We start from the raw sequence: 14,195 nt of genomic DNA, 5'->3' as shown, positions 1-14,195 counted from the left end.
GGGAGGGGATTAACCACTGATTTCACCGATAGTCACGGATAGGAGCTGGGCATCGATATCCGTTGTCGAGATCATTTGTCAGTGGTTATCCGTGCCATCTGTGGTTACTCCCCTGTCTTCCGCACCATTCGCCAGCAGCGGTGGATGCGCTGGTTGCGAAAGTCTTCCGGTACGGTGTGCTTTGAGATCTCCCGGATCTGCACGTTCTGTAAGGCTTCTTCGTCGAGCTTGAAGCGGCGGAAGTTGTTCGAAAAATATAGGACGCCCCCTTCGCTCAACAGGTTCAGCGTCAGGCCGATCAGCTCGACGTGGTCCTCTTGGACGTCCCATACGTCGTCGGTGCGTTTGCTGTTGGAAAAGGTCGGCACGTCGACAATCGCCAGGTCGAACTTGGGTTCCGGTTTTTGGTTGCGAAGGTACTCCATCACATCGCTGCGAATGAAGTGGTGTTTGGCGATCGATAGACCGTTGAGTTGGAAGTTTCTGCCAGCCCAGTCCAGATAATTGGCATTCAGGTCGACGCTGGTTGTCGAGGTCGCCCCGCCGGCCGCCGCATAAACGCTGAATGCCCCGGTGTAGCAGAACAGGTTCAGGACCCGCTTGCCGGCGGCTTCTTCCCGAAACTGGCTACGCAGATTGCGATGATCGAGGAACAATCCCGTGTCGACGTAGTCGGAAAGATTGACCTCGAACTTCAGGCCCCCTTCTTCCACGACCACAATCTTCGAGTCCTCCGAGACTTTCTCGTGCTGGGATGTGCCAGACTGCCGCGTGCGATGCTTGACGAAGACATGCCCTTCGGGGATCTCCAGCACCTCGCGAGCCGCTTCCGTCAGATGATCGAGCCAGTCAGCATATTGAGCCGGCGTTCGATCGTGCGGACGATCGTAGTCGGTGATGTGCAGGTAATCGTGATAGATGTCGATGACCAACGGAATCTCAGGAATGTCGCGCTCGTACAAGCGATAACAGTGAATCCCTCGCTTCGGCCAGCGACGAAAGTGCCGAGCCCGCTTGGCGAGCCGGTTCTTCAGCAGTTGGGCCTGTTCTTTGGCCTTGTCATCGAGTCCACCAAACGCCGGCGTGAAAGTACGCTTCGGCTTTTCTTCGCTCGGCTCCGGGGAGGACTCGTCGCCTGCTTTCGGTGGCGGAGGCCCGTGATATTGATAGTAGTGACATTCGGTCCGCCCGTTGTACATCTTGCGGCGCCGGGTCGCTTCTTGCCCCATGGCTCGCTCGAACTCGGGAAATGCCGTGAGGATGAAGTGCGACCAGGTTGGTAGCTGCCGCAGTACATCGGGAAAACCACGGTAGAAATCCCACTGGGCGCGTCGGGCACGCGAGTGGTCGTCGTACGGGGTGCTGGTGATCAGACAGCCATACTTGCGTTTGCTGGTCAGCTCGCTGAACGCTTGACGCTGGAAGTGAATATTGCTGTCGACGCCTGCCGAGATCGCTTGTTGCCGAGCCAGGCGAAGCGCCGAGGCATCTTCGTCGTAGCCGATGATCGATTCGGGTAGCGTGTCGAGTATCTGGGATCGGGCTTCTTCCACCAAGTCGAGCCACGCCTCTTGATCGACCGCCGGCCATTCGATCAACGCGAAATCTCTGAGGAGACCAGGCGCCATATTACGACCGATCATCGCCGCTTCGATCAGCAGGACGCCACTTCCACAGAAAGGATCAACCAGTGGTCGCTCGCGATTCCAGTGGCTTAGCTGGATCAGGGCCGCGGCAAGCGTCGGTTTCATGGGCGAGCGTCGCTCGGAATCCAAATAGCCACGCCGTGTGAGCCCTGCACCTGAGGTGTCGATCGTCAGCGTGGCGACATCCTTGGCGATGGCCACGTCCACGGTATAGGTCGCGCCCGATTCCGGCAGCTTCTCGCCATAGGCCGATTGAAGCCGCTCGACGATGGCTCTTTTGGTGGCGCGTTGAATGGCGGGGACACTGGTAAGCTGCGATTGGTAGCTGCGTCCTTTTACTGGGAAAGCCCCTTCGGCATCGATGAAGGTTTCCCACGGCAGCGCTTTGACACCCTCGAACAAAGCATCGAAATCGCCGGCGGGAATCTGGGCCACTTCAACCAACACACGATCGGCCGTCCGCAGGTGCAGATTCGCCTTCATCGCGTCGGTGTAATTGCCGCCGAAGCGAACGCGACCGGAACCGAGGATCTCGGTTTCGTAGCCTAGTGTTTGCAGTTCGCGGGCCGTGACGGCCTCGATGCCAAACGCCGTGGTGGCCAGAAGTTGGAGGGGATTGGATGGATTCACGCGCTTAAGCACCCTGGCAAAGTCAGTGGAATTCTTCATCGTACGTGCCAGTGGCTAGATGGCATAGTGCTGTTAAGCAGAGCGAAGGCCGTAAAAACTTCATCAAAAAGCGCTCGAAGGCCCCTTCAGATAGGTTTATAACCAACGTTTCGTGGAGCGATTCTTATCTATTGGCAACATGGCAAGCGCGGAGGCGAAGTAACCATGAGACACGTACTAAGTGCCCTTTTGATCGGCTTTTTAACGGCAACGATGGCTTTTCCGCCGCAGTTGTTGATGGCTCAGGAGGCTGCTACCCCGGCTACCGAAGAAACGCTTCCGGGCTTGAGCTATGTTCCGGCAAACGCGGTCGGCATCGGGTTTGTGCAAGCCGATCGATTTCTAACCAATCCGATGGTGAAGGCCTATCCGGTCGAAGTCGCGGAAGCGTTCGGTAAGAAGTATTTGGGCTTCGATCCCATGAAGATCACGTCGATTACGTTCGTGATCACACCTCCGTCGCCTGATTTTCCACAGCCTGACATGTTCTCGGTGATTAAGACATCTGAAACGCTCAAAGAAGAGACCTTCTTTGCCGGGATCGAGGAATTGGTCGAAGGCATGGCCGAGGAAGAGGACATCAAAGATTTCTTTCCCGGACTCAAAGGCAAAGCCTTTTACACCGATGCCTACCCGTTCGATTACATGGCCGCTCATATGCTGGACGAACATAGCTTCATGCTGGGTTCGCTCGGAGTGATGGGCGAGATCGTTGAAAACGGTCCGAATGCCGAGCTGACCAAGCCTGCCCAAATCTTGGCCGCAGCCAATGACGGTGCGGATGGTTACATCGCATTCAACATGGAACCAATTCGCGGTCAACTTAATGGGATGCTGTCGCAACAAGAGATTCCCCCACCGTTCACCATGTACAAGCAGGTACCCAACTATACCGAGTCGATTACGCTGAGTTGCCACTGCACCGGCAAGTTGGCTGCGACACTGAAGATCAACGGCGTTGACGAGGCGGCCGCCGGGCGTCTGGATGACATGATTGGCTTTGGCCTAGAACTGGCAAAGCAGACCATGCTGTCGGAAGCCGACAAGCTCGTGCGAAGCGAAGACGAAGTTGAAGCGGCGATGGGACGTTACCAGGTTCGCGTTTCGGAAAGCATGATCGACGCGCTTCGCCCAAAGAAGGAAGGCAACTCGCTTGTCTTGAAGTTTGAACAAGACGATGAAAGCATCATGGGCGCGAATGTCGCGGTGATCGGTATCCTGGTCGCTCTGTTATTGCCGGCCGTTCAAGCGGCTAGAGGAGCCGCCCGTCGTGTGCAATCGACCAATAACATGAAGCAGATTGGCATCGCGATGTACAACTTCCATGACACGTTTGGTGGACTTCCGGCTTACGCGAAAACAGATGCTGAAGGAAAGCCACTTCTTTCGTGGCGTGTGATGATTTTGCCGTTCATCGAGCAAAACGCGATGTTTGAACAGTTTCGTATGGATGAACCTTGGGACAGCGAACATAACAAGCAGTTCATCAAGCAAATGCCGGAGATTTATCGTCGTGCCAATAGCACGGCACCCGAGGGATACACGACCTACCTGGTACCTGTCGGGAAAGAAATGGTCTTCCAGCCAAACCCCAAGCCGACCCCAGCAGGGGAGAAGTTCACGAAAGGACTTGGGCTTTACAATATCACCGACGGCACATCCAACACCGCGATGCTTGTCGAAGTCAACGACGAAGACGCCGTCATCTGGACCAAACCAAGCGATCTGGAAGTCGACCTGATGAACGTTTGGAAATCGCTGGGTGAAGCTCAGCCGGGTGGATTCAACGGTCTTTGCTGTGACGCAAGCATCCGTTTCATCAGCAAGAATGCCAGTGCCGACTTCCTGAAGAACTGGTTCCAGCGCAGCGATGGAAATCCGATCCAGTTTCCGAAGGACTAGGACCACAATCGAATTCTGATAATATCCTTGGCACTCACGAAGCCTCTCTGCAAAATGTAGAGAGGCTTTTTCATCCCACCTTCGAAGGTTACCCCAACTCGCCATGACTTATCCCATTGATCTTCGCAGTGATACGGTTACCCAGCCCAGTCCCGCCATGCGGCAATTCATGGCCCAGGCCGAAGTGGGCGACGCTGTCATCGATATCGATCCGACGACCGAGCGGCTCGAGAAACTCACCGCTGAGATGCTCGGCAAAGAAGCCGCGATCTACATGCCGTCGGGAAGCATGACCAATCAGATTGCGATCCGCTTGCACTGTCAGCCTGGCGACGAATTTTTATGCGAGGAAAACTGCCACGTCTACAACTACGAACAGGCAGCCTTCGCGCAGCTAAGCGGCGTGGTGGCTCGCACGCTGCCCGGCGAGAACGGAGTCTTGCAGCTAGAGCAGTTCGAGGGAAAGATCCGGCCTGAAAATGATCACCTGGTGCGGACGAAGCTGGTCTGCCTGGAGAACACCCACAATCGTGGTTCCGGCAAAGTCCAGCCGTTTGAGACCGTTCAGAAGATCACCGACTGGGCGAAGGTTGGCGGCTTGAAGACGCACCTCGATGGAGCTCGTCTTTTCAATGCGGCAGCGGCCACAGGCATCTCGGTGGCCGACTGGAGTGCGATGTTCGACAGCGTCAGCGTCTGCTTTAGCAAAGGGCTGGGGGCGCCAGTCGGCAGTGCGTTGGCCGGGCCGGCGGACTTCATCAAGGAGGCAAAGCGAGCCCGCAAGCTGTTTGGCGGCGGGATGCGTCAGTCCGGAATCATCGCGGCCGGTGCCTTGTATGCATTGCAGAACAACGTCGCACGATTGTCGGAAGATCATGAAAAGGCCGCTAAGTTGGCGGAGGCCGTCCGCCAGACCGAGGGGCTCTCGCTGGATGTCGACCCGGTCGAGACAAACATCGTGATCTTCAGTATCGATCCGGAGTTGGGCACCGCCGCACAGCTTCAAGCCGCGTTCTCGGAGCGGGGCGTCGAAGTCCTCTCGGTTGCCCCCCAGAAGATACGCATGGTAACCCATTTAGACGTCTCCATGCTGCAAGTCGATGCAGCGATTGATGTTATCAAACAAACGCTGCCCGCTATGGCGTAGTTGCCATTGCGGCGACTGAGGACGGAAGGGCATCGTGAGCAAGCCATTTTGGCCGCACGATTCTGACGCTTGTTCGGGTATTTCGGGGCATTCAGGCTTCTATCGGACAAGCCGTGAAAACCTGACCGAAGTTTTGCTCTTCGAGCAGCGTGCGCGGTACACTAATAGGTTGACGGAAAACGGTTTACGCCCACTGGAAGCAGTCTAGTCCAGATGCCGTACTGGTGGGCGAGGGGCAGCCGTGCGGTCCGCGTCGCAATGGAACAACCGAGACTGATCGCAAACAAGCATGCAAGTTACCAAGACGAACGACTTCTGGAAGCTGGTTCTCGAATCAGGCCTAATGACCAAAGAGGCCTGTAAGCCGCTGCATGATCAATATCAGCAGACGTCCAAGAATGGCGATGCCAGGGCACTCGCTACCTGGCTGGTCAAAGGTGGGCACCTCACCACGTATCAGGCTCGCGTGCTATTGGCTGGTCGTGCGAAAGCCATCAACATCGGTGAATATCAAATCACCGATCGATTGGAAGAAGGGCCGCTGCAAGGAACCTACGCCGGAAAGCACACCGCATCCGGGCATCCCGTGTGGCTGCATCCGATTGCCCCTGAAATCCAGGAAGATACCGTCCGCTTCCCGATCGTTCAGCAGATGTGCAAGCTGCGATCGTCTGTGCCGCATCCTCATCTGATTCGCTGCTTTCACTTGCGTCAGGGAGCCAAACGCAGCTACCTGATCACCGAACAACTCGATGGCAACCTGTTAGCCGAAAGCCGTCCCGGTGACGGAGTACCGATTCCGACGCCTGACTGCGCTCGCTTGGTTCGCCAGGCGGCCCTTGGTGCCACGCAGGTCCACAGCCAGGGTATGGTCTTTGGCGACCTGACCATGAACCAACTTTGGCTGGAACCAACCGGCAACCTCAAGCTGTTGCATCTGCCGGTGCGTCCAGTGGAAGCGATTCCATGGGCGGATGAAGCGCAAGCCGAACGCTTAAACGCATTGGCGGATGTCGCCGCACCAGAACTCCAGCAAGCGGGCACCGCCCCTACCAAGCTAAGCGATCTGTATGCGTTGGGTGCGATCCTGTTCGACCTGCTGACCGGCAAGCCGTTTGTCGAGGGAAGCATTACCGAACGACTTCAGCAGCACGCCAGTAGCCAGGTTCCTTCGCCGCCGTTCATTCCGGGCAACTTGATGCAGGTCATCCAGTATCTGTTGGCCAAGAACCCTGGTGGTCGCTACCAAAGTGCGCAGGACGTTGCCGAGGCACTCCGACCGTTTGTCGATGCCGGCCAGCTTTCACCTCCGATCGCTGATGCTCTGCCGACGATGGGCAGCTACCTGCAGTTTCTGACCGCCAATGCCAATGATGCCGCAGCGCCGTCGGCTGCACCTGCCGCGGTACCACCAGCGGCAGCAGTTCCCTTTCCCGGTCAGGCCCCGGCAGCGGCACCTGTTCCCCAGCCTGTACCGCCTGCGGCAGCTCCGTTCCCTGGGGCTGCACCACCGCAAGCGGGGCCACCTCAGCCGGTCGTTGCTCAACCGGCAGTGCCGGTCGCGGTTCCTCAAGCAGCAGTGGCCACCGCAGTCCCTGCGGCTCAGCCAGCCCAAGAGGGAGGAACCAGTCGTGCGACCGCTTTGACCGAACGTATTCGCAAACGCAAGTTGCAGCGAAAGATCACCAGCTTGGTTGTGTTGGGTGTGATGGCGATCGCGGCGCTTGTGGGCGGAATTTATGGCTATGGAATCCTCTTCCCGGGTGATGACATCGCCGACAATGGCGAGCAGGTCGAAAATCCGCCCGAAGAAAACCCAGATACACCTCCGGTCGAACCGACTCCCGGTAACAATCCACCGCCTGCAACACCAACCGGACCGCAACTGGTGCAAGACGATGGCCAAACATTGTGGGCTTCGCCGACCGATGGCCAGCCAATCGACTTGACTGGCGTCCCAAGTGATACCCGCCTGGCGCTAGTCGTGCGAGCGAGCGACCTGACCGGCAATCCCGAAGGAGACCGGATTCTGCGGGCCATGGGACCAGACTTCGCTGCGTTGCGCGAGCAGCTAGAAGGGGAGTTGGGCGTCCGCTTCGAACAACTCGAGACGCTCACGGTCAGCTTCGGTCCTTCGACCGCTGGGGGACCTCCTTGTCTGGTTGCGAAGCTCAAAGGAGGAACCAACCTGCTTTCTCTGTGGGGTAATCCTAATCCTTCCGGCAGTGGCATCCCTGCGATGTACGAAGTTAAAGGCTGGACTGTCATGCCGATGCCGGGGAAGGAAGATAGCCAGTTTGTTGCCGGCTCGAAGGCCGTCGTCGAGGCCATTGTCCAGCGGGGCGTTGCCGCACCTCAGCTGACGCGTGAATTGGAACAGCTCCGACGTGAATCGGACGATCAACAAACGGTGAGCCTGCTGGTCGAACCGCAGTTCCTGGCATCGTCAGGTAGCCAAGTGATGCGAGGGGAACTCGCAGCTGGTTCTGCTGGTGTCAAGGACTTCCTGGGCGAAGGCATCCGGGCGGTTCTCGTGAGTGGGCATCTGGGGCAAAACCTGTACCTTGAGATGCGGTGCATGGGATCGCTCAGTTTGGATCCACCAAGCCTGGCGAATTCGGTAAAAGAGAAGATCAACGGCGTTTCACGCAAGCTGGAAGATGCTGTGCCCTCGCTGAATCCTACGCCCTACTGGCGTCGACTGGCTTCTCGCTTCCCGAACATGGTTCAGTATGCTTACCAGCAATCGCGAACCGGCGTGGACGCCAACCAGGCGGTCGTCAACATCATGCTTCCTTCGGCTGCCGGTCAAAACATGGTCGCCGGTGCCGAGTTGATGCTCGCCGCCAACACGACCGGTGCTGCCGGTCCGGCCAGCGGCGCTCCGATGCCAGCAGCCAAGACTCCCGAGACGATCGAAGAGAAGCTGGCCAGCAAGATGAGCATTTCATTCCCGCAGAATTCGCTCGAATTCGCGCTGCGTGATATTGGCGAGGAAGCAGGCATTCCAATCGATATCAAGGGAGGCGACCTGCAGCTGGACGGCATCACCCGGAATAAAGAAATCAAGGAATTCACGCACGACAACAAACCGGTCGGTGACATCCTTGCTCAACTGCTGGTGCGAGCCAATCCCGAGCCTTCGCCGGGTGCGAATTCAGAAGTACAGAAACTGATTTACGTTATTCACCCCATGGATGGTCCTGACGAAGAAAAGAAGCTGGTAGTCACTACCCGCGCAGCCGCGCAAAAGAACAACTACACGTTGCCTGACGTGTTTAAGATCCCATAGCCTCTTCTTGTGCAAGAGTAATCGCGTGACCCTATTCCGAGTTCAATGCCCGACCTGTGCTGCTCGCCTGAAGGTGACCAGCCGTTCGCTCATCGGTCAGATTGTCAACTGTCCGAAGTGTGGAAGTATGGTCGAGATCGCCGCGCCCGATTCGCCTGGATCGACGGATAAGTCGAAGTCGAAGGCCGCACCTGTCGCTGCGCCGATTGCATCTCAGCCAGAAGCTCCTGCTCCGGAAACTCCCGCACCAGAGACGCCGACACCTGAGCCAACCCCGACTGAGGTTTCTAGCTCGGATGCGGCATTCGATAATCTTGACGAGATGTTAGCCGGTTCGCCGGCAGCCGAAGAAACGGTACCGACTTCGCCCAGTGCCGAGCCTGCCGAAGCAGCAACGGCCGAGGTCAACCGTTTTTCCGATAGTGCTTCGGTCAGCAAGATGCGGAATATGGCCCTGATCGGCGGGACGTCGGTCATGGCCATCGTAACATTCGCGGTAATTGGGTACGCCGTCTTTTCGGGAAATGATCAACCGGCGCCTGTCGTTCCGGAAGAGCCAGAACCGACCCAGGTAGCCCAGTTCGAGTCGCCGGCAGAGGAAGAACCACCTGCCGAGAAAGAACCGACTCCTGTCGAAGAAACGCCGCAGCCCACGCCGGAAGAACCAGCCAAAGAACCGGTCGAGTCGGAACCTGCCACCGAGGAGTCTCCAGCAGAAGAGAAGACCTTACCGGAGGCAACTGCCGAAGAGTCGACTGAGCCGATGATGCCCAGCGAAGAGAATCCGTTCCTGTTCGACGATCCTCCAGGGACAACGCCTGCCGGAAATCCGACGGAAGAGATGCCGACCACTGACGATGGCAAGCCGAAGGTCGCCGACGCCAAGCCTTCGATTCTGGAACTCAAGGACGACCCACTGTATGAAGTGTTTGGCGAGGCGTTCCCTGTTTTCGATTCAGAAGCCTTCGAGCAATCCGCCAGTACCAATCCTGGACCTGCGGATGCTATGCCAGCCATGCCGCAAGTCGATGTTTCGACGGCACCGGAACTTGTGCCTCCGATTCCGGAGGTGGATGTCGCTCAACGGCTGGGCGATCCGATTGTGCGGATTGAATTCGACAACATGCCGCTCAATGAGTTTGCTTCCTTTGTGACGCAGATGAGCACCGTGCCGGTCACGCTCGATCCAATCGCGTTGGCATCGGCCGACATCAATGCCAAGACGCCCATCTCCGTCAAACAGACGCAGACATCGATCGAAGGTATTTTGAATTCGGCTGTCCGTCCGTTCGGTCTCGAGATTCAAGCGACCGATAAGAGTGCCCGGCTACGTATCACGCAGCCATTGGATGGCCACAAACGCGTGGCCCAGTTGTTGGTTGATGACTTGGCCGCGAATCAGCAAGAAGTTGCCGACATCGCCTACCTCATGACACACCTGGTCGAGCCCCTTTCCTGGAAGCAATCCCGCGGGGACGGCCTTTATCGTATCGATCCAGGAAAGATCATGATCACGCAAAGCGAAGTGGCGCACTTCAAAGCAGTGGTCTTTTTGGAAAAGCTACGAATTGCTCGCGGACTTCCGCAGCGTAGTAGTTTCTCGAAAGAGTTGTTCGACCTGACCCTGCGTAGCGATCAGCTATCGCCGGCACTGCAAAAAGATGTGAAGCTGCAAATTGTCGTGCCGACGCCGTTTTACAAAGTGGTCGATCAACTTGAGAAGAAGAGTGGTCTGACCATTTTGTGCGATTGGGACTCTTTGGCGATGAACAAGCTCGGTCCAGCCACACCGGTGACATTAACGGCACCCGGCGTTACCACTCAGCAGGCGCTCGAGCAGTTCTGCCAAGCCTGGAAACTGGAAACGCTACCGATCAATGCCACGACGGTTCAACTGGTCAGCTCGCGTACTACGCCTATCATGCCTTGGCTGGAGTTCTACGATGTGAGCAAGCTTCAGCTGGGTAAGTCGGAAGCTGCGGCACTGATTAACAATGCCAAACGCGAACTGAGTGATCTTCGTAAAACAGGCTACGGCGATTTGCAGTACGATCCCGTCAGTAAACACCTGATTGCCCTTCTGTCGAAAGACGATCATCAGCGGCTTCAGTTCGCTCTGCAAAGGAAGATCTCCAACTAAACGGAGATCTTCCATCGTCCACAAGCCTGGACACCTCTTGGCCTACACGTCGGCACCGCACTGAATTCCCACGGCATTTGCCACCGCGCGGCAGCGTTTCATCGTTTCCGCGAAGGTAGGCAGATCAAGCGATTGATAGCCGTCACTCATGGCTTCGTCAGGCTCGGGATGCACTTCCACGATGATGCCGTCAGCGCCGATTGCCACGCTGGCAACGCACATGTCGGGGACCAGGGAAGCATGGCCGGTGCCGTGGCTAGGATCGATGACCACCGGGAGGTGCGTCTTCTGATGAAGGTAAGTCACCGTAGCCAGAGGAAGCGTGAACCGCGTGTGCGACTCGAAGGTGCGAATCCCGCGTTCGCACAGCATGACGCGGCTGTTGCCTTCGTTGAGAATGTATTCGGCAGCCAGAAGCAGTTCGTCGATGGTAGCGGAAGGTCCACGCTTGAGCAGTACGGCTCGATCGACCCGGCCCACCTCTTCTAAAAGGCGGTAGTTCTGCATGTTGCGGGCACCGATTTGCAATACGTCAGCATACTTGGCAACCAGCTTAACGTCTTCCGACGCGACCACTTCCGTGACAACGGCCAGGCCGGTTTCTTCGCGTGCTGTGGCCAGCATCTTCAGGCCATCTTCTTTCAGACCCTGGAAGGAATAAGGGCTCGTGCGTGGCTTGAACGCTCCCCCACGCAGCGCCGTGGCTCCTGCGGCTTTCACTGCTTTGGCAGTCTGGACAATCTGGTCTTCGCTTTCCACGCTACAGGGACCCGCGATGACGCCGCACTTGCCGTTGCCGACTTCCAGGCTACCGGCTTTGACGAGCGTTGGCTCTGGCTTCACTTCGCGACTGGCGACCTTGTAAGGGGCCAGGATCGGTACGACCTTCGAGACACCTGTGACGGTCTCGAACGACTCCCGCATTTCTTCGCGTTTGTCGCCAATTGCGGCGATCACGGTCCTTTCAGTCCCTTCGATGACGTGGGCTTTGAGCCCTAATTTCTCGACTTTTTCGGCGGCATGTTGAATCATGTCGCCGGTGGCGTCCCGTTTCATAACGATGATCATTGCTTTCTCTTCCCAGGCTTTAGTTTGGTGAGGTGTCAGGTCTTAAAGTTGGCAATAGAAACAAAAAAAGCCCTGAATCGCTTTCCGATTCAGGGCTTTTGGAGTTCTCGCGTTTTGCAGTTAGCAGTTTACACAGAATCCTCGGCCCTACTCGGAAAGTAGGGAAAGTAGAATCCAAAAGTAAACTGCCAGCTGTTCATATCGGTTATTATGTGCGCGTTTTCGTTTGTGACAAGTCCGAATTTCATGAACTTGCCATGAAGCATCAAACTTGCTTAGTGCCTCACAGGCGACGTGGGAAGCATTTCGCTGCCTGCGATCGGTACGCCGCTGGAGACAGTTGAGGTCGGCGTAGGGTTCACGGCAGCGGCCGGAATTCGGATCGTGAAGGCGGTTCCCATCCCCACGGTGCTTTGCACGCGGATCTTGCCTTGGTGGGCTTCGATGATGTCGCGGCAAGCGGCCAAACCGATCCCGGTTCCCCCTTTGCCCGTTTCATCGGGACCTGTTTTGGTCGTGTAGAACGCATCAAAGATATGCGGCAGTTGATCGGTCGGAATGCCGGTGCCGTGATCGCGTACCAACAGGTCGACCGTGTCATTCGCTTTGTCGTACGAAAGCTTCAGGATCAGCCGTCCGCCGTGAGGCATCGCCTGGCGAGCATTGATCATCAGGTTCAACAGGACCTGCTGAATCTGGTTCCCGTTGGCCATTGCCAGGGGAGCGTTCTCGTTTTGAAATTCTAATTCGATGCGATATTTGCGAAGTTCCCGCTCGAGCAGCACGATGGTGTCGTCGACGATTTTCGACAGGTCGGTTGGCTCCATGCGGTCGCCACGGTTCTTGGCCATCGCCAGCACACCGGTCGTGATCTTGGCGGCTCGGTCCCCGGCGGCTGCGATCTTTTCAAAGCAGTTGTTGCGGGTTTGCTCGTCCTGATGACGCAGCCCCATGCGGGCGTAGTTGATCACGGCCATCAGCACGTTGTTGAATTCGTGCGTCGTCGTACTGACGAGTTCCCCCATCGCGGTCAGTTTTTGCGCTTCGAGCAAACGGCGCTTCAAGATTTCGATTTCCTTCGCCTGACGTTCAATCAGCGAAGCATCTGAGGGGGATTGCGAGTGGTTCATCCTTGACCCTGCTTCCATGGTTAGTCGCGACTTGTGAGCGGACGAGCTAGCAGCTGGCATCGATCGAAATCGCAGAATCCTTTCGACGAATTCGATGGCCTGATCGCGCTGGCCCGTAATATGTCTATCGTCGATCCCCCTTTGACCGCTACAATTCCCGGCGAAAGAACCGGTAACCTTTATGGTTGCTCATGCAAATTACCTAGATCATCGGAGTTCGCAAGGATGCACACCCTCGATCTACTCGACCAGGCCATCGCTACCGCTCAAGAATTGGGATACCAGATTCGCCGTGAATGGCTCGACGGCCAAGGCGGAGGCGTCTGCGAAATCGCCGGCAAACGATGGATCTTCCTCGACCTGAGCTTGTCCTCGCTCGAGCAGCTGGACCAAGTACTGGAAGCGCTTAAGAGTGATCCTTCCCTCGAGCAAACGCCTCTGACGCCGCAACTCGGTCAGGTTTTGGGTCGTCGCCGAGCTGCGTGATTCACGTAGCGATCTAAGTTGACGCCACTTGTTTGTGGAAGACGTGCTGCGTTTCGATATACTTCTCGACACTACGCGGCACCATGTAGCGGATCGATCTGCCGCTAGCAATTCGCCCACGGATGTCGGTGCTGGATAGGCCAATCAGTGGCATTTCGACGAAGTGCTGCTTGATGTGTGTCATCTGATCGTCATTTAGGACTTCCGGCAGTTGTCCCCAGTCGCTTAAGTCGCTGCCAGGCCGGCCCACCGTGCAAATGGTTGCCAGTTCGCAGATCTCGTCAATCTTGTGCCAGTGAAAGAGCGAAGCGAACGAGTCGCCGCCAACCAGTAAGAATAACTCGGCCTGCGGAACGATTTTCTGCAAATCTCGAAGTGTATCGACGGTATAACTAAGTCCACCGCGTTCCAACTCGATGGGACTGCATTTGAATGCATGGTTACCGGCGATGGCTAGTTCGATCATTGCCACGCGATGAGCATCGGAGGCCAGCACGCCATCTTGCTTGAGTGGATTGGTGGCCGCAGGCAAGAACCAAACTTCGTCCAAGGCGCACTGTTCGCGACACGATTCTGCAAGAAGCAAATGACCGTTGTGAATTGGGGAAAACGAACCCCCGTAAATTCCCAGTCGCATGGTACTCCCCCTTTCGCTTCGGGCCGATCTTCGGCGTGGTGGGAAGGTCGCCTTCAAACTGCTATCGTATCGGTCCGG

Annotated in this window: 9 protein-coding genes; 5 read left to right on the top strand and 4 right to left on the bottom strand. The window is 56.7% G+C overall.

Going from position 1 to position 14,195, the window contains the following annotated elements:
• Nucleotides 1–104: 104 nt before the first annotated feature.
• Complete coding sequence (gene rlmKL, locus PSR63_RS03925) at nucleotides 105–2,315, bottom strand: bifunctional 23S rRNA (guanine(2069)-N(7))-methyltransferase RlmK/23S rRNA (guanine(2445)-N(2))-methyltransferase RlmL (RefSeq protein WP_274330916.1); 2,211 nt, start codon at nucleotides 2,313–2,315, stop codon at nucleotides 105–107.
• Between the two features lie 165 nt (nucleotides 2,316–2,480).
• Between rlmKL and PSR63_RS03920 the strand changes: the two genes are divergently transcribed.
• From PSR63_RS03920 to PSR63_RS03905, 4 genes are all read left to right on the top strand, one after another.
• A complete protein-coding gene (locus tag PSR63_RS03920) occupies nucleotides 2,481–4,217 on the top strand; it encodes a DUF1559 family PulG-like putative transporter (RefSeq protein WP_274330915.1) in 1,737 nt (578 codons plus the stop codon).
• Between the two features lie 103 nt (nucleotides 4,218–4,320).
• The gene (locus PSR63_RS03915) at nucleotides 4,321–5,364 is read left to right on the top strand and encodes a threonine aldolase family protein (protein WP_274330913.1); all 1,044 of its coding nucleotides are present in this window, start codon (nucleotides 4,321–4,323) and stop codon (nucleotides 5,362–5,364) included.
• Nucleotides 5,365–5,653: 289 nt separating this feature from the next.
• Nucleotides 5,654–8,656, top strand: a complete 3,003-nt coding sequence (locus PSR63_RS03910) for a serine/threonine protein kinase (RefSeq protein ID WP_274330912.1) — start codon at nucleotides 5,654–5,656, stop codon at nucleotides 8,654–8,656.
• A gap of 25 nt (nucleotides 8,657–8,681) precedes the next feature.
• Entirely contained in the window at nucleotides 8,682–10,796 is a 2,115-nt protein-coding gene (locus PSR63_RS03905; protein ID WP_274330911.1) for a hypothetical protein, read from the top strand.
• Nucleotides 10,797–10,838: 42 nt separating this feature from the next.
• On the opposite strand, the gene aroF is transcribed toward PSR63_RS03905, so the two are convergent.
• Together aroF and PSR63_RS03895 are read right to left on the bottom strand one after the other, a co-directional pair.
• The gene (gene aroF / locus PSR63_RS03900) at nucleotides 10,839–11,864 is read right to left on the bottom strand and encodes a 3-deoxy-7-phosphoheptulonate synthase (protein WP_274330909.1); all 1,026 of its coding nucleotides are present in this window, start codon (nucleotides 11,862–11,864) and stop codon (nucleotides 10,839–10,841) included.
• Between the two features lie 275 nt (nucleotides 11,865–12,139).
• Nucleotides 12,140–12,994 (bottom strand): sensor histidine kinase, encoded by an 855-nt coding sequence (locus tag PSR63_RS03895; RefSeq protein WP_274330907.1) that lies wholly within the window; start codon nucleotides 12,992–12,994, stop codon nucleotides 12,140–12,142.
• A 225-nt stretch (nucleotides 12,995–13,219) separates the two neighbouring features.
• On the opposite strand from PSR63_RS03895, the gene PSR63_RS03890 reads away from it, so the two are divergent.
• Nucleotides 13,220–13,480, top strand: a complete 261-nt coding sequence (locus tag PSR63_RS03890; RefSeq protein WP_274330905.1) for a hypothetical protein — start codon at nucleotides 13,220–13,222, stop codon at nucleotides 13,478–13,480.
• Nucleotides 13,481–13,493: 13 nt separating this feature from the next.
• Here PSR63_RS03890 and nadD read toward each other — a convergent pair whose 3' ends face one another.
• Nucleotides 13,494–14,117, bottom strand: coding sequence for a nicotinate-nucleotide adenylyltransferase (gene nadD, locus PSR63_RS03885; protein ID WP_274330904.1), 624 nt, complete (start codon nucleotides 14,115–14,117; stop codon nucleotides 13,494–13,496).
• Between the last annotated feature and the right edge of the window lie 78 nt (nucleotides 14,118–14,195).

The sequence above is a fragment of the Bremerella sp. P1 genome (assembly GCF_028748185.1).
Classification (GTDB): Bacteria; Planctomycetota; Planctomycetia; order Pirellulales; family Pirellulaceae; genus Bremerella.
Note: the sequence above shows the minus strand (reverse complement) of the source record. Positions and strands in the feature narration are given on the sequence as shown.